The organism is Neoluteolibacter marinus, from assembly GCF_014904755.1.
Taxonomy (GTDB): domain Bacteria; phylum Verrucomicrobiota; class Verrucomicrobiia; order Verrucomicrobiales; family Akkermansiaceae; genus Haloferula; species Haloferula marina.
Genome location: NZ_JACZFQ010000055.1, coordinates 18,350 through 35,227, shown reverse-complemented (window position 1 = coordinate 35,227; position 16,878 = coordinate 18,350). Strand labels below are relative to the sequence as shown.

At 67.0% G+C, this 16,878-nt stretch carries 9 protein-coding genes; 2 read left to right on the top strand and 7 right to left on the bottom strand.

The window, feature by feature from the left end:
* Nucleotides 1-230 precede the first annotated feature (230 nt).
* The 7 genes from IG178_RS12150 to IG178_RS12120 form a co-directional block, all read right to left on the bottom strand.
* Complete coding sequence (locus IG178_RS12150; RefSeq protein WP_193212825.1) at nucleotides 231-2,843, bottom strand: PH domain-containing protein; 2,613 nt, start codon at nucleotides 2,841-2,843, stop codon at nucleotides 231-233.
* A 222-nt stretch (nucleotides 2,844-3,065) separates the two neighbouring features.
* Nucleotides 3,066-3,725 carry a c-type cytochrome domain-containing protein gene (locus tag IG178_RS12145; RefSeq protein ID WP_193212824.1) on the bottom strand — a complete coding sequence of 220 codons (660 nt, stop codon included), beginning with the start codon at nucleotides 3,723-3,725 and terminating at the stop codon, nucleotides 3,066-3,068.
* Between the two features lie 72 nt (nucleotides 3,726-3,797).
* A complete protein-coding gene (locus tag IG178_RS12140) occupies nucleotides 3,798-6,242 on the bottom strand; it encodes an autotransporter outer membrane beta-barrel domain-containing protein (RefSeq protein WP_193212823.1) in 2,445 nt (814 codons plus the stop codon).
* A 312-nt stretch (nucleotides 6,243-6,554) separates the two neighbouring features.
* Nucleotides 6,555-11,255 (bottom strand): putative Ig domain-containing protein, encoded by a 4,701-nt coding sequence (locus IG178_RS12135; protein ID WP_193212822.1) that lies wholly within the window; start codon nucleotides 11,253-11,255, stop codon nucleotides 6,555-6,557.
* A gap of 207 nt (nucleotides 11,256-11,462) precedes the next feature.
* Nucleotides 11,463-12,845 carry a sulfatase-like hydrolase/transferase gene (locus IG178_RS12130; RefSeq protein WP_193212821.1) on the bottom strand — a complete coding sequence of 461 codons (1,383 nt, stop codon included), beginning with the start codon at nucleotides 12,843-12,845 and terminating at the stop codon, nucleotides 11,463-11,465.
* A gap of 60 nt (nucleotides 12,846-12,905) precedes the next feature.
* A complete protein-coding gene (locus IG178_RS12125; RefSeq protein ID WP_193212820.1) occupies nucleotides 12,906-14,309 on the bottom strand; it encodes a L,D-transpeptidase family protein in 1,404 nt (467 codons plus the stop codon).
* 152 nt (nucleotides 14,310-14,461) lie between these two features.
* The gene (locus tag IG178_RS12120; protein ID WP_193212819.1) at nucleotides 14,462-15,505 is read right to left on the bottom strand and encodes an alpha/beta fold hydrolase; all 1,044 of its coding nucleotides are present in this window, start codon (nucleotides 15,503-15,505) and stop codon (nucleotides 14,462-14,464) included.
* Between the two features lie 106 nt (nucleotides 15,506-15,611).
* On the opposite strand from IG178_RS12120, the gene IG178_RS12115 reads away from it, so the two are divergent.
* Nucleotides 15,612-16,082: a hypothetical protein gene (locus IG178_RS12115; protein WP_193212818.1), complete on the top strand. Its 471-nt coding sequence runs from the start codon at nucleotides 15,612-15,614 to the stop codon at nucleotides 16,080-16,082.
* 75 nt (nucleotides 16,083-16,157) lie between these two features.
* Nucleotides 16,158-16,871 (top strand): DNA alkylation repair protein, encoded by a 714-nt coding sequence (locus IG178_RS12110; RefSeq protein ID WP_193212817.1) that lies wholly within the window; start codon nucleotides 16,158-16,160, stop codon nucleotides 16,869-16,871.
* Nucleotides 16,872-16,878 lie beyond the last annotated feature (7 nt).

The window sequence follows — 16,878 nt, the reverse complement described above, 5'->3', positions numbered from 1 at the left end:
TGTGTGGCGGCCTATCTGGCGACGCTGACCGGCATCAGCCTTTCGGTAACGGCCGCGACCTACCTCAAGGATGCCGTTTCGCTCGCCGGGATCGCGCTGATCACTCTTACCGTCGTGGCCAGGGTCATGGGAAATCCCCGGCCGCCCTTTACTAGGTCACCTGCCGCCGTTCGCGACAGGACCTGTCCAGGACCCGGCGGGACGCCTGACCCTGCGGCTGGCCCCGGGACTCACCGGGCCAGTTCGCGGATGGTCCGGTAGAGGTCCGGGAATGAGGATGCATCGGGAAGTTTCAGGTCCGGCTTGCTGCTGCCCGCGGTCATCAGGGTGACATTGCCATTCCGGAACAGCTTGTTCACCGGACCCTGGCTCTGCTGCAAGCTGTCAACGCGGTCGAGCAGGATGCTCGATTCGCTGCGGTAGAAGATCCCCCAGGCCGCCACCACGCGGGAAGGGTCCACCCGATAGCGCCACCGCTTCACCCGCCACACGGTGAGCGGGATGGTGAGCGGCAACAGCACCACCAGGGGAAGCAGCAGGATGCTCAGCAGGATGAGTTTCACCACGGCATTGCCGACCGCCCGCTTGGACTCCAGCAGGAGTTCGAGCGGCTCGGCGGAGACGGCCCGTGGCGTGGGATCGGCGCGACCATCCAAAATGTCGTCGAGCAACAAGCCGGTCCCGCTGACATCAGGGAGAAAGCGGCTGGTAAACGAGCAGGGTCGGGTGATCTTGACCGACCCGTTCTTGTCGCCCTTGTCGGCCTGCTGCTGGACTTCTTCCCCCGCAACGAAAACCTCGAGATCACCCGTTTCGCCGCCGGGGTAGCGGGTCACCTTGAGTCGCTTGATGTTGCCGTAGCGGGCCAGGAAGTGGCGCTTGGCAAACACGCCTTGTTCGGCCTCGACGAAATGGTCGTGGAAAAGCAGCCGTTGGCGCGATGCGCGGAGCTTGGCGACGATGCAGGCACCCATGGCAATCGAGGCCGGCAGCACGAGGAGGGAGTAAAGGATGCGATCGACCTGCTCCGCGGCAACCACGATGCCGGCAGCCATCAAGGCGAGCGACGGCAGGTGCTTGAGGCCGCCGCGCAGCCAGGCGAACACGCTGAAGGCAGCCTTGGCTTCATGGGGCGCGGGCGACGGCGCCGGGATGCCGGCCTGCCGCAACAGCGCCTCGACGTCGAACTGCGCGGCATGCACGTGGCTGAACTCCAGCGACTGTCCGGAGCCGAGCGACCAGAACCTCACCGTAAGCGTTCCGAACAGGCGGTCCCACGGGTTCCTGCTGATCACCACGCCGGTGATCTTGTCATACGCGAACTCGCGGTCGTTCACCGTGAGGAAGCGGAACGAGTGGCGCACCGATCCGGGCCGCACCGAGTACTGGGTGCATGCCACGCGGATGACAGCCTGGATCATCGCCGCGATCCAGATCGGGAACAGCGGCAACAACAGCATCAGGGGCACCAGCGTGCGCCCGGCGTGCATCCGCAGTTCCGCCACCATCGCTTCACCCGCCGGTACCGGGTCGGGTTCGCCCCGGCGGGCTCGCCGCGCGGACGACAGGCTGTTGCCGGAGGCCGCGGGCTTTTGCTTCCCGCGGGCGAGCACCACCAGGTGATCGATCGCCGCGGAGAGCGCCACGCCGTTGCGGAGGCGGCGGAACTTGATCTCCCGGCCGCTGCCCTGGCAACTCACCTGGACGTCGAAGAGCCCGAGCAGGCGGTCGAGGAAGGAGCACCGGGTGTTGGAATCCGCGATGTTCTCGTAGGGGATGAAGGCATGGTGGCGGGTGAGAAAGCCCTCGTCGTAAACGACCACATCGTTGAACACCCGGTAACTGCGCCGCCGGAGATCGAGGAAGTGGACGACGACCGAAGCAACCAGGATCAAACCGGCGAGGCCGATCCCCGCCAACGCCAGCGTGTCGATGACCGGCGACTTGGCGGCCTCGCTCGCGCCCAGGAAGATGGCGCTGATGTAAGCGATCGCCACCGCGCCGCCGCCGGCCATACCGAAGCATTCGGCCAAGGCGCCGATCACCGCCGGCTGCTCCTCGTGCAACAGCTCCCGCCGGGTCAGGTCGTAGCCGTTTCCCTTCATCCGCTCCTGCAGCCCGGCATACACTGCCTCCGGCCCGCGGATGGCCCGCATCACCACCGGCTGGGCATTGCCCGCGGTTTCGACGCTGAGGTTGCCAACCCCGAAGATCTTGTAGCGCAACCACGGCAGCTTGAGCTTCACGTGGGTGATGTTGCGGATCTCGAGCTCGGTCGTCTGGTCGCTCACCAGGCCGCCGCGATGGCAGAACAAGCGGGACGATTGGATTTCATAGGACTCCTTCCGGTAGGCGACGAAACTGCCGGCCACCGCCAGCACGACGCCGGCCGCGAAGACTGCCAGGCCGGGCCACGGCGCCATCTTCATCGAAATGAGGACGCCGGCCGTCACCCCGCCTAACAGCAAACAGACGGCAAGTCCCAGGACGATCCGCGGGAACACGAACGACCCCTTCCTCGGCTTGATCACCTGGCAATCGACGGCCGCGCCCTCTTCCGTCGCAGCGGCACCAACCCCAGTCTCCTCCGTGGAGGGTGGCCCTTCCGCCGCGGGCACCGTGGTGGGCACCGGATTGGCGGGCACTGCATCGCGGGCCGCCATCAGAAGATCCCCGATCTGCTCCGCGGGAATCCAATCGGGATAGCCGAAGCTCCAAACCAGGGTCTTGGGACCCACCTTGCCCTGGCCGGCCAACCGGCTGAGTTCCCCGATGCTGACCGGCCCCACCCTCTCCCCTTCCGCGGAGCCATAGAACCACTCCGAATTTTCGCGCGACGACATGATTAATAATTGCTGATTATTTAATCTGCCGACAGGTCGCACGGAAAATCGGCCGCCTGGTCGGTGGCTACCGGCGGAAGCATCCGTCGATGTCGCCCTACCTCACGGCGATCACCGCGTCCGGGCCGTGAGCCCGGTGGTGATATCTGAAGCGAGCCCTCCGCCGGACTTCCTTCCCGCGCCGACTGCAACCCAACGGGTGACGTATCCCCACCCTGCGACTCAACCGGTCGGGCCAGCGGCCAGCTCCCGGATCACCGCCTGGCTTTCGTCGGAGAGCTTGTCGAGGGGGTAGAACGCATCGTTGCCGTTCTCCAGCTCGAGGTGAACCTTGCCATCCTCGAGGCCCCTGAAGGTGGCGATGATCTTCCGGCCCTCGCGGTTGGTCCACTCCAGGGGTGCCGCGGGAACTTCCGGCGGGGCCTCCTCTTCCAGCGTCTCGGTCACCAGGACGCCGTCCTTGAATCTGAGGACCTTTTCGGGGTCCCTGTCCTTGCTGCCCTTGTCCCCGCGCTCGCGGCCGATGCGGGCCCCTTCGTGGATCCACTTGGCCACGGTGGTGATTTCCTCCGGGGTGAGCGGGTCGCCCCGGTCCTCGGGTGGCATGGCGTGCTTCTCCTCGCGAGGCTTGGTGATCGTGACAAACAGATAGCTGGCATCCCAGTCGCCGGGGATGACCACGTCATTCTTGGCGAAGCGCTTGAAAAAGCCCTCCGGATCGTCGAGCCGCAGGCCGCCCTTCACCTTCTTCGATTTCGCGCTATGGCAATCGTAGCACTTCGCCTCGAAGATCGGCATCACATCCTTCTCGTAATCGAGGGCCCGGGCATTCGCGGTGAGAAGCCCGGCGACCAGGAAGACGGGGAGTGCTGGATGGTTCATGAGGAGGGAAAAGGCAACCGGCCGTGGGAGCGGGATCGCTGCTCCCACGGCCGTTGAAGGGCGTGGATCGGGTCAAGGTGTCACCGTGACGCGCAGCCGGGCGAACTTCGCCGCATCCGAATCGCGCGGAACGGTCAGCGTGATCGTGTCGTGGTCGCCGTTGTCGACCGTTTCGACTTCCGTTGCAGAGGGTCCGCCGACGGGACCGACATGGTAGACATCCGGCCAATCCACGAGGTTGGTGCCGACCTCGATATCGACCGAGACGTCCGGTGTCAGCGAATCGTGATCGCGGTTGAAGGTGAAGACCAGGTCGGTGCCGGGCGCGGAAACCATGGTGGCGCTGCCGTTGGAGGCTTTCGGATCGGTGCCGAGAACGAATTCGACCGCGTCGCTCAGGCCGTCGTCATCGAAGTCGTCGGCGGGGTCGCCCGACAGACCGTTGTTGCCGGCCCAATCGGCGAAGCTGGTGCTGGGCGTCGCCTGCACCAACAGGATCTGCTTGGCATCGCCGTCGTACTGGACCTCGTAGCCGGCCGGCGTGCCGCTCGCGGCGAAGCTACCGGTGAGCGTGCCGGTGTAGCTGGCGATCACGTAACTTTCCCCGCTCGGCGCGGAAATCTCGTCGAACGCGAGGGTCGCCCCGGTGATGTCGAGGTTGCCGTCGACATTCACGCGGTCGGCGGCGGCGCCATCGACGTCGCACGAGTAGCTGCCGGAGGCCGAGAAGACCAGGTCACCGGTGATGTCGAGCTCGCCGGTCGCATCGGTGGATCCGCCGGTGAGGGTGCCATGACTGCCGATGCGGACGCCCGCATCCGAGGAGAGCGATCCTGTGCCTCCCAACAGGCCGGTGGCGGTGGTGTTGTCGACGCCATTGGGGTCGCCGTTGCCGACGCGGATGGCATTGGTGCTGCCACTCTTGGTGAGCGTGCCATTGACCATGAGGATGCCGCTGGAGCCCTCGTTGCGCCCGACGAAGAACTGCCCGGTGGTGGTCTCGCTCAGCGAAGCGCCGTCCGCGATGGTGAGGGTGCCGCTGCCCGATTCGCCGACGCTGGTGTCCGAAGTCGAGTGGGTCACGGTGCCGCCGTTGAGGTTGTAGGCTCCGGTGTGGTTGGCGGCGATGCCAACGACCAGGGCCCCGGTGATGGTGGTCGTTCCCCCGCTCTGGTTCACCGTGCCTGAGCCGGTGCCGGCGCTGGCAACGCCGTCACCGCCGAGATAGATGCCGGCACGCACGTTGAAGGTCCCGTCGGCGATGGTGATCAGGCCGGTGCCGCTGTTCACGCCGGCGCGGATGCCGCTGACGTTGGTCGAGCCGCTGTTATGGTTGAAGGTGCCCGTGCCGTTGCCGCCGATCACCAGGTTGGCGCCACTGGCGATCTGGTAGGTGCCACCGTTCACGTTGACAGTCCCGCTGCTGGCCGCGCCATTCTGGCCGAGCCAATCCCAGTTGCCGGACTCGTTGTAGTAGAGGCCGCCGGTTTCGACGTTCAGCACGCCGGTCCCGTCGTAGCCGATGCGCATGTCGCCGACGTTGCCGCCCGCCCCGCGGCGGAATTCCCCGCCGGAAGCGATGGTGAGGGTGCCGTTGCCGGTGCCATTCCGGCCGATGAAAAGGTCGGAACGGGCTTCGGTGGTGTTGGTGCGGGAAAAGATCGCGCCTTCCTCCACCGTCATCACGCCGGTGCCGGTGAAGCCCACGGTGAGCTCACCGTCGGTCATGTCCATGTGGGAGTCGGTCCCGGTGAGATGGAGCAACCCCTTCGCGCCGTTCCCGGCACCGATCTCGACGTTGCCGCGGGCATTGAACTGTCCGCCGGGATTCACGGTCAGGACGCTCTGCAGGTCGGAGGTCGACTGGCCGATCCGGATGTGGGGGTTCTGGGCCACGGTGGTGCCGTTCCAAGTCTTCTGGTCGCCTTCCAGGATCCCTTCGGCGTTGATGGTCACGGTCCCGACCGTACCGGCGGTGTAGGCGAGGTTCATGGTGAAGGCCCCGCCGTTGGGCGAGCCGTCGATGCGGTCGCGGAGGTTGAGAACGGCGCTGCCGAACTCACCGGTGCCGTCACCGACGTTGATGGTGCCGTTGCCGCCGGCTTCGACGCCGACCTGGAGGTTGGTGCCGCCACCGGTGCCATTGGTAACATGGAAACGGCCGTCGTTGATATTGAGCGTTCCGGCCCCCTTGTGGCCGATCCGCACCCACCAGCCGTCCTGGGCCTGGCTGAGCACGCCGCCGTTGATGTTGACGCTGTTGCCGTTGCCCACGCCGAAATCGTTGGATTGATCCAACCCGGCGAAGGGCGCGCTGTCGGTGTAGAGGATGGTGTGCCCGGTGAGGATGTTGGCGGTGTCGCCCACCCCGGTCTGGGGAACGACCCCCGTGGACCAGCTGGCGGTGTCGTTCCAGTTTCCCGAAGCATCGGAATCGATCGAATCGGCGGTGGCGAGGTCGAGGGGAATGAAGATCAATCCGAGCAACGACAGGTGGGGAATGGACCGGTGGTTCATGGGTTACAAGTTTCTTGGGTATTGGGTATCTTGGGTAACGGGCACAGTGGACGGCGAAATCCCGCCATGGCCCGGCTCCCCGGAAGGGAGGGCAGGAGCGAGGGGGCACCATGTCGACAGGCTCCATCAAAGGGAGATCATCCCGATGATGGCGCAAGTGCAAACCGTAACATTGCGAAGAGTTGCGGCGAATGTCTCACTTGTCTTGGCCGGATGTTCAGGCAGCCGTGAAAAGCGGTCGATCACCCGCCCGCTCCCGACGCAGGTTCAACCACTTATGTCATTCGAGCGGGACCCTCCGTCCCGACCGGTTCAAGGTGTCAGTTCCGCGCCGAGGCGCAGGAATCGCCGCGGCGGGACGCCGGGAATCACCTTGGAATCGGTCACGATCACCGCGCCGGTGCCGGGATCGGCGACCGCCACCCCGGGGGCCACGGTCCAGGCCGTGTCGCCGGCCCGGGTGGCGAGGACTTCCCAGCTTCCGGGGAGCAGCGAGTCGGAGGCGCTGACGGTGACGGTGACCCCCGCCATCTGGAGCGGCCGGTTGAAGGAAAGCTCCAGGCGGCCGCTCTCCCCGACCGCCGAGGCATAGCCGGGATCCGGTCCGGAAACGACCGGGTCCGTGCCGAGGACGAACTCCAGGAGGTTCGACCGGCCATCGCGGTCGAAGTCGGCTTCCGACAGGGCTTCGGGATCGCCGGCGAGTTCACCGAAGCTCTCCTGCCGCCAGGCATCGAAGGGCGATACCGCCGGCGGCTCGCCTCCCCACACCTCGAAGTTGTAGAGCGAGTAACCATAGCCGGTGGTACGAATCGTGCCGTACATCCGCACGTGGCGGCCGGTGAAATCGAGGTTGTCGTAGACGAGGTCGACGCCGGTGGTGGTGTTGCCGGTCACGGTCACCATGTCGGTCCACGGGCCGGCGGGATCGTCGGCCACCTGGAGCAGGTAGTCCTTGCCGCCCGCGAACTCCCATTTCAGCACGACCTTGCGGATCGATTTCGGGGCGCCCAGGTCGATCGACATCCATTGCGGGTCGACGCCATGGACCGATTCCCAGCGGCTGCCGTTGAAATCGAGGTCGACCGCAGCCGCCCCGGTGCTGCCGGCATTGATGTCGCTGGAGGTCGCGGTCGGCTGGCCGACGGAGAGATTGACGATGTCCGGGGCGATGACCAGGGCCAGCATCGCGGTGGCCGTGCCGTGGGCATTGGTCGCGGTAATGGCGACATCGCCCGTGAAGGCCTCCCCGGGCACGCCGGAGATCACCCCGGTCGCCGGGTCCAGCGAGAGGCCGGCGGGCAGCCCGCTGGCGGTGAAGCTCTCCGGGGCGTTCGTCGCGGAAATACCGTAGTTGAACGGGGTGCCCACCGTGCCGTTGGCGGCGAGGGCGCTGGTGATCTCGGGAAGCGGGCCGGTCGTCACCGTGAGGACCAGGGTCGCGTTGGCGGTGCCGTTGGCATTGGTCGCGGAAATGGCGATATCGCTCGATCCGGGAGCCGCGGGCGTGCCGTGGATTTCGCCGGTGGCGGTGTCGACTTCCAGGCCGTCGGGCAGCCCGCCGGCGGCGAAGGCGGTCGGATTGCGGGTGGCGGCGATGGTGTAGCTGAACGGACTGCCAACGATCGCGTTCGCGGTGAGGCTGCTGGTGATGACCGGGGGTAGGACGCTCTCGTCGAGATCCATGCCCCAGACCTCGAAGTTGTAGAGCGAGTAACCATAGGGCGTCGTACGACTAGTGCCGTACATCCGGACGTGGCGACCGGTGAACCCGAGGTTGTCATAGACGATTTCGCCGGTTGCCGCGTTGCCGGTCACCACGACCATGTCGATCCACGGTCCGGCGGGATCATCGGCGACCTGGAGCTGGTAATCCTCGCCCGCGGCGTTCTCCCACTTCAGCACCACCCTGTGGATCTCCTTGGCCGCGCCGAGGTCGATGGCGATCCATTGCGGGTCGACGCCGTGGACCGATTCCCAGCGGCTGCCATTGAAGTCGAGGTCCACCGCGGCCGCCCCGGTGCTGCCGGCATTGATGTCGCTCGACGTCGCGGTCGGTTGGCCGACGGAGAGGTTGGCAATGAACGAAATCTCGAGCGTCCCGGAGTCGGTGCCATTGGCGTTGGTCGCGGTGATCGCCACGGTGGACGATCCGGTTTCCACGGGGGTTCCACTGATCTCGCCGGTCGCCGGATTGATCGAGAAGCCGGCGGGCAATCCGGTGGCCGTGAAGCTGACCGGATTGTGGTCCGCGGCGATGAGGTAGGAGAAGGCGACGTTCACCGCCGCGGTGACGGCGAGCGGACTGGTGATCTCCGGCGGGGGACCGGGCGTGATCGTAAAGACGAGGGTCTCGGTGTCGGTGCCGTTGGCGTTGGTTGCCGTGATGATGGTCTCGACGGTGCCGTCCGCCGTGGGCGTTCCCGAGATCACCCCGGTGACCGGGTTGAGGTCGAGGCCGGCGGGCAGGTTCGTCGCCCCGAATGCCGTGGGAATGTTGATCGCCGTGATCTGGTAGCTGAACGGCGTGCCGACGACGGCGGCCTTGGCGAGGGCGCTGTCGATCTCCGGCGGCGCATCCGGATCGGGCGGCGTGAGCTGGTTGATCCAGTCGCGGATCAGCGCCTGCTGGGCAGCTGCCATGGGATCGCCGGGACGCATCGAGGTGCCGACCTGCGGCGGCGAGGCGCCGAGCTTTTCCATCAGGTAGCTGCGCGCGGCCGATCCGGACTGGACGAGCATCACGCCGGGCGCCTGGCCGCTCTCCTTGTCGACCAGCTCGCTGTAGGCGGTGCCGGCCTGGAGATCGAGCCCGTAGCTGTTGGTCGCGATGTCATTGTGGCAAGCCGAGCACAGGCCGCTGAGGATCGGCTCGATCTGGGTCGCGAAATCGACGTCCGGGGTCACGGCAATGCCGGATAGGTCGACCTCGCCGGTGCCGCCGTGGTAGAGGCCGATGACGAGGTCCTGCACCACGCTTTCCCCGTCACCGACGGCGACGGAGGCTTTCACCTTGCCGTGGCTGGCGGTCAGCGTGTCGGCGGTGGTGTCGAGGTGGAAGGTGACGCTGCCGGTACCACTGCGGACCGGTACATGGTAGTAGCCGAGGACATCGGGCACCACGCGGTGGTCGTTGCCGCTGGCCGCGATGCCGGACCCGGCGAGGAAGTCCCGGCCGCCTCCGAAGTCGTAGTAGTTCCCGGCGGAGCCGCGTGAAACACCCAGGTCCACCCGGGCCGGCACGCCCAGGGTGTCGACGATCCGGCCGCGCAGCATCGTGTCCGACAGGAAGAAATCCGCTTCCGCGGCCTGGTCCGGTTCCGTCGTCGACAGCGCGACGCCGGCGAAGGCCGGCTCCACGCCATCGCCCGGCGCCTCACCGGCGGAAACGACCATCGCGTCCCCGGTGACCTGCGCGGAAAAGGACAGGTCGATCTCACCACCCGCGGCGATGGCGAGCACGTTGCCCTCCGGACCCGTCCCACCGGTGACGGCCAGCGGCGTGATGCCGTCCTTCTGATAGAAATGGAGCTCGGTCGCGGCGGCGAGCCCGGCGGCCGGAAGGACGCGGCCGTCGTGGACCTGGCCGGTGAAGGTGACCTGGGTCTGGTGCCAGGCGGTGACCGTCGATGAACTCGTGTCTTCGAGGCCCTCGGTGTTCGCGACGGTCAAGGTGACGGGGTAGACCCCGGGGCCGGCATAGGTGTGGACCGGATCCTGCGCGGTCGAGCTGCTGCCGTCGCCGAAGTTCCAGGACCACGAGGCGATGCTGCTGTCGGGTGCCGCCGAGGTGTCGGTGAAGGTCACCTCCAGCGGCCACTGCCCGGAAGCGGGGCTGGCCGTGAAATCCGCGGCCGGCTGGGTGCCGCCGATGAAGCGGATCCGGGCGAGCCGGCTGCCCGTGCCGGTGGCCGGACCCTGGTCACTGGATGTATAGTAGAGCGCCCCGTCCGGGCCGGCGGTGAAGCTGGCGATGTTGTGGCCGAAGTTTTCGGCGAAGGCCGCTCCCGCGTCGGCGGGAACCGGTGTCAAGGTGTCGAGTCCCGCGCCGGTCAGCGTCCAGCGGCGCACCTCGCTGTTGTGGCGGGCGTGATAGAGCGTGGGCGCGCCGCCGATCGACAGCGGTCCGTTGCGGAGGATCGCGATCCCGGTCTTCGACGGCGAGGACGTCTGCAGGATGGTGCGCTTGCCGTCGCCCGAGTCGTTGGTGAACTGGTCCGGCCATCCGCCGTCGGCCCCTTTCTCGATGCGGGCGATGCGGTCGGTGCCGTCGCCGTTTTCCGAGATGTAGAGGACGTCCGGGATCGGCGCGGCGGGATCGAAAGTGAAGCGGAACGGATTCCGGTAGCGGGCCGACCAGACCCGCGAGCGCACGGAATTGACGTCGCCGGTGTAGTAGGGATTGGTCGCCAGCCCCTTGCCGTCCGAGGCGCTGATCTTGAGGATCTTGCCGTTGTAGAGATCGAGGTCGCCGACGAGGTTGCGGTTCCCGTCGTCGCCAATCATCACGTAGAGGTTGTGCGGATCGTCCGGATGGAAGGCGATGTCACCGGCCTTGTGGACGCCGATGGTGTTCGGCAGGCCGCTGAGAAGGACGACCTCGGAACCGGGCACCACGGCGGTGCCGTCCTCGTTCGAGGTCAGCCGCAGGATGCGCTGGTCGCTGGCGGTGGCGAAGAGCACGTAGAGGTAGCGGTTGTGCTCGAAGTCCGGATCGAGGGTGAGCCCGGTCATCCCGCTTTCGGCGTTCGTGTTCACCTGTGAGACGAGGTCCGCGAAAACCACCGGAGGTCCGTATTCGGTCTCCGAGGTCGGCGTGAAAACGAGCACCCGTCCTTGTTTTTCGCAGACCCACAAACGCCCGGCGAAATCGAAGCGCATCGAGATCATGCCGTTGCCCTGGTAGATCGTCTCCTGGACGAAGCCGGGCACACTGAAGGTGGCGGCCACGGCCGCGTCGGAGGCGATCATCGCCAAGGCGGCGGTCAGCAAGCAGAAGAACGGGTTTTTCATCGGTCGGTTGGGTGGAGGACCGTCCCGAAAGAGCCCGATCCGGCCGAAGGGTTCAGGAGGGATCCGCGCGGCGCCCTCCGTTCGGCTCCCTGCATCCTCCAGAAAATGCACATTTATGCAACCAAATGCTTCGCGACGTGCTCCCGAGGCTCGGATGAGGAGCTCAAGCAACGTTCCCTGCAACCGCGGCCAACCGGGAAATCCCGGCTATTTCAGCCAGAAGCTCTCGGGCGCGTGGCGATAGCCGTTGGGTTCCGCACGCTCCCGCTCCAGCTTCATGTTGCGGGAATGGCCATCCGGCCAACGGGGCTTCTCCAGCGTGGCATCCCAGCGCCGGTGATCGGCGAGCAAGCGCTCGACCAGCTCCGGATGGCGGTCCGCCAGATCTCGGGTTTCCGATGGATCCTCCTCCAGGTCATAGAGCTCGGGCGCCTCCATGCCGATGTCCTGAACCAGCTTCCACTTTCCTTCCCGGAGTGCGAATCCCAGTCCTCCCGAGACCCGCCAGTGCAACTGGCGGTGCGGGCTCTCCCGGTTGCCCGGTTCCAGGAAGGGCAGCAAGTTGGCACCTTCCAAGGAGCCGGCCACCGGCAAGCCGGCCGCCGCGAGCGCCGTCGGCAAAAGGTCGAGCGAACTCACCGGGCGGTCGTAGGTCCGCTCCCCGACAAGCTTGCCGGGCCACGAGGCGATGAAAGGCACGCGGATGCCGCCTTCGTACATCCAGCCCTTGTTTCCCCGCAGCGGGCGGTTGTCGGCACTGCCGGCGCGGCCGCCGTTGTCGCTGAGATAGAAAACCAGGGTGTCCTCGCGCAGGCCTTGCTCGTCCAGTTGCTTCATCAAGCGTCCGACATTGTCGTCCACCGACACCATCATCGCGGCGTAGGCACGGCGCCGCGGGTTCGCGATCGACGCCACCCGTTCGAGGTCCGCGGGCTTCGCCTGGTCCGGGGCATGGGGCGCATTGTAGGCGAGGTAGACCAGCCAGGGACGGTCGCCCTGCTCCTTGACGAAATTGATCGCCTGGTCCGTGAGATCATCGGTGAGGTAGTGGATCGGCTCGTCCGACGCTTCTCCGTCGACCCAGATCGGGCTGCGGTATTCCTGGCCCTCGGGATCGAGCGTGAAGTAGTCGTGGCCGCCGCCGAGGAAGCCCCAGAAGTGGTCGAAGCCGCGCTGGCACGGCCGGAACACCGGACCGGTACCGACATGCCATTTGCCGAACGAGGCCGACCGGTAGCCGGCCGCCTTGAAAAACGTCGGCATCAGCGGGGTCGCGACGTCGATGCCCGTCTTGTTGTCGTTCAGGCGGTAGGGCGGATTCGCTTCGTGGCCGAACGACTGCTGCGACCGCCCGCTCAGGATCCCCGCGCGCGACGGACTGCAGTAGGAATGGGTCACGTAGCCCTGGGTGAACCGGACCCCGGAGGCCGCCAGGCGGTCGATGTTCGGCGTCGCGAAGTCCTCGGCGCCATAGCAGCCAGCATCCCGGGAGCCTTGGTCGTCGGTGAGGATGACCAGGACATTGGGCCGGCGCGCGGCGGATGCGACGGCGACGAAGAGACCGAGGAGAAACAAGCAGCGGCGGATCACGCGGCAGTAACGAGAACCGCCGGCAATTCTTTCAAGCCCCGGGACCGGAAATGCGGTCCGTCACTTGTCCCGCCACTGCAAGGGCGTGCCGGCGGGCAGCAGGCGCACGATGCGGGCGATGTCCCAGTTGGCGAGGCGCAGCCCGCCGATGCCTTCCAGGTTCATCTGCCCCGGGATGCTGGTTCCGTGCAAACCGTAGCGCAGGGGTTCGGTACTCTTCGCCTTGGCGAGGTTGATCCACACCACCCCGACCGGATTGTTGGGACCGGGGGCGAGGAATTCGCCGGGCCGCGGCGGCTCGTCGGACCGGACCTCCGGTGCCTCGCGTGGCTCCCGCCGCGTGACGATCCGCGGGCGGGCGATCGCATCGAGCACCGTCCACGAGCCACGGCCATGCAGTCCCGGCCGGGCCGAGGCCAAGGGGACCACCGCGATGACCCGGCCGGCGCGCGTGACCTCCAGCATCGAGCGCTTCACCACCGCGGCGGAGACCGGCTTCCGCGGGTCGGCTTCCGGTTGCAAGGGCAGCTCGGGCACGTGCTCGATCTCGAAAGGAATCACCTTCGGCACCTGGAAGATGGTGCCAGGGACGGGGTCGACATCGATGTGCGAGTTGAGCCGCCTCAGAAATGCCTCCTGGCAGTGGAACCGCTCGGCCACGAACTCCCAGCCATCCGCGTAGGGCAGGAAGCCGGCGCCGGCCAGGTCCTCGTAGCGGACCGCCGCAGGTGCCTCCGCGTCCGATGGGGCTTTGCGGTCGACCACCAGGGTGGCGGCTGGCGAAGCCGGGGATTTCGGCGGCCGGATGAAGCGGAAATCTTCTTCGCGGAGCGTGTAGTTGGCATAGGGGTAGTCCACCGCTTCGAGGGCCTTCTCCTTCAGCTGGGCGAGGTCGACGAGCTCCGGGTGGGTGTTCAGATAGAGCCGCCGCATCGACTCGAACATCGGCCCGATCTCGCCGTCGACCGGTCCCTGCGAAAACATCTCGCGGTCGAGGAACACCTGGACCAGCACGGTCTGCAACTCGAGTTCCTTCACGGTCGTGGGTGGCAACTCGAGCCCCGGCCGCCCGCCGGCCTTGCCGCCCGGTTCGTCGCCGCCGCCGACCGGCTTGGCCACCGGCGGCGGCGCCATCGCCAGGAGGTCCTCGTGGGTGGGGATGCGCAGCACGTCGCCGATGCGGATGAGATCGCCTTTCAGACCGTTGTGCTGTTTCAGCTGGGCGACGGTCATGTTGAATTTCCGCGCGATCTTGACCAGGGCGTCGCCCTTCCGGACTTCATAAGTCGCCGGCCGGGCCGGCACGGCAGGGACCTCACCGGCGGCCGGGGCGGCAGCCTTCTCGGGGAGTTTCATGCCCCATTCGTCCGACCCCGCGGGCGCGACGTCCCACTTCCACGCCACCGCTTCCTCCAGGCCCGGTTCGATTCCCGGCGCGGCGGCCAGCCGACCGGCGGACGACAAGCCTACCAGGCAGATGCATGCGAACCCGGGGGGAACGATGCCCGTCAACCAACGAACATTCGAGATACACATGGGGCCCACGATATACCCCGGTTGGCCTTCCCCGCAACGGGGAATCCCGGGATGAAGCGCGGAATCAACATACCCTCCCCTCACTTCGAAATCCGCAACTTGTCCCCGGTCTTCACGCCGAGGGCCTTGGCGGCATTGCCATGGTTGATCTCGACGAGCACCCAGCCGTCCACCGTGACATAGAGCGCCCCCTTGCCCGGCTTCACGTCGCTGCGGAAACCGACGACCGTGACCTCGAGTCGTCCCTTGCCACCAGGAGCGGACACCACGGCCGGGTCACCGCGCTTCAAGCCGAGCGTCTCGAGGTCCGCCGCGACCAGATCGGTGGACAGGTTTCCCCACGCCTCGTGGGCGAGCCGGACGCGTCCCTCCAGTCCGCCCTCCTCCACGGCGCTGGCCGTGCTCGGTCGCCGCGGCGGGGGAACGGTCCCGTCCCGCTCGCGCGCTGGAGGCTTGCCATCGACCCAGGCATCGACCGCCCGCAGCGCGTTCAGGCGTTCCAGGTCGGAGGTGTTGCAATGGCCGTCGCGCGCGACCTTCCAAAAAGCCGTCCGCTCCGTCCCGGCCGCGCTGACATAGTGCGCGGGATGCTCCAGTTCGTCCTGGTTGGTCAGGAACAGGACCGGCACCTTCGGCTGCCAGGTGAGCGCCGGATGATAGGCCTCCGTCTCGCCATCGCCAAGGTAGGCACCGATCGCCACGACGCCATCCACCCCGTCCAGCGCGCCCTCGGCGATCCGGGTCACGATCAGGCCGCCCATGGAATTGCCGACGACCAGACAACGTTTCACCGGTCCGACTTCCCGGGCGATGTGATCCCGCAAGGCCGCGAGATCGGCGATGGCATCCCCGACGATCCAGCCGTTGCGACGGTAGCTGGTGGTCGCGACCGCCCAGCCCTCGGCAAGCAAGGGCCGGGAGAAATCGTCACCGACATCGAGGTCCGCACCCAGCGGCGCCGCGGCCGGGCGGTAGCCGTGGGCGAGGAGCACCAACTTGCCTTGCCACGCCTTCTCCCCGGGCAAGGCGACGGTGAACTTCGCCCCGCCGATCTCACCGCGGCGGATCTCGGCCGCCCCCAGGCTCGCCAGCAGGCCGAGCAAGGCAAGGACCACGGTTCTCATGGAGCGCAGCCTAGCAGTCACCGGAAGGCTGGGGAGGAAAAAGCCAGTTGCGCCGGCGTCGCCCGGTCCCGCTTGTCAGCGGGCGACGGCCTCGTAGTCTTGCGCCATGAATCTCCTGCTCCGCTGTCTCGCCGCGCTGGCGCTTGTCATGTCATTCACCGCCTGCGGCACCAGCCGATCGGAATTCACCCCGCAGGGCGGGCCGCCGACGGTCGGCATGCCCGCCGAGCTCTCGGAACGCGAGCGGAACTACATCCCGCAGCTGGACACCGCGCTGCGCGACCGCGGCTATCTGCCCGTCCGCCATGGCGCGGGCGATTTTCAGCTCGAATTCAAAATCGCCGAGGGACCGATCCACGCCGACACCACCATCGGGCTCTTCGAGGATGAGCGGCAGGTGGCCGGGGGCCGCGGACGGGGTGCCGGTGCCCCGATGATCGGACGCGACAAGGTCGCCGACCGGTCATTCCAGCGGGCCTTCGACGAGTTCCAGTCGTCGCTTTCCGGTTCCGCGCCGGCGGCCCCGGATGACAACGCGCCGGCCGGCGCCGGGGACGACGGGCTGTATGTTTACTGAGCCGCGGGCGGGCGGCACCCGATGCCTTGCCGCGGGCCCGGCGGCCTGCTTTGCTGGAGGGAAACCCTGAACCTCATGGCCACCGCCGCCGACATCCTTGCCGAACTCGAAGCGCTGGGCGACGACCGCTACAAGCGGATGATGATGACCAACCACGGCGTCCGCGAGCCGTGTTACGGCGTCAAGATCGGCGACCTCCAGCCCATCCGGAAACGGATCAAGCAGGACTACCAGCTGGCGCTCGACCTCTGGGACACCGGCAACTACGACGCCCGCTACCTCGCCGGGCTGATCGCCGACGACGCGCGCATGACCCGCGCCGACCTCCAGCACTGGGTCGAGAGCGCCGCCGGTGGCGCCCTTTCCGGAACAAGCGTCGCGACGGTGGCCGCCGGCAGCCATCACGGCCGCGAGGTCGCGCTTGCCTGGATCGACTCGCCCGAACCGCGGATCGCCGCCGCCGGCTGGGCCACTTGGAGCTGCCTCGTCGCGCTCAAGCCGGACGCGGAGCTCGACGCCGGGGAGCTCCATGGGCTGCTCGCGCGGGTGAAAACCGGCATCCACGGCGAGCCCGACGGCGTGCGCTACGCGATGAATGCCTTCGTCATCTCGCTCGGCTGCTATGTCACGTCCCTCACCGGCGCCTCGATCGATGCGGCGGAGAAGATCGGCACCGTCACCGCCAAGCTTGGCAACAACAGCTGTGCCGTCCCCTCCGCCGTCGATACCATCCGGAAGGTCCAGGCCCGCGGTTCGATCGGCAAAAAGCGGAAGACCGTGAAGTGCTGAACCAACC

Bases quoted from the DNA above. Each gene is read 5' to 3' on its own strand.
- IG178_RS12115 (WP_193212818.1), top strand. From the start codon at position 15,612: ATGAATCTCCTGCTCCGCTGTCTCGCCGCGCTGGCGCTTGTCATGTCA.
- IG178_RS12145 (WP_193212824.1), bottom strand. From the start codon at position 3,725: ATGAACCATCCAGCACTCCCCGTCTTCCTGGTCGCCGGGCTTCTCACC.
- IG178_RS12150 (WP_193212825.1), bottom strand. From the start codon at position 2,843: ATGTCGTCGCGCGAAAATTCGGAGTGGTTCTATGGCTCCGCGGAAGGG.
- IG178_RS12120 (WP_193212819.1), bottom strand. From the start codon at position 15,505: ATGAGAACCGTGGTCCTTGCCTTGCTCGGCCTGCTGGCGAGCCTGGGG.
- IG178_RS12140 (WP_193212823.1), bottom strand. From the start codon at position 6,242: ATGAACCACCGGTCCATTCCCCACCTGTCGTTGCTCGGATTGATCTTC.
- IG178_RS12135 (WP_193212822.1), bottom strand. From the start codon at position 11,255: ATGAAAAACCCGTTCTTCTGCTTGCTGACCGCCGCCTTGGCGATGATC.
- IG178_RS12110 (WP_193212817.1), top strand. From the start codon at position 16,158: ATGGCCACCGCCGCCGACATCCTTGCCGAACTCGAAGCGCTGGGCGAC.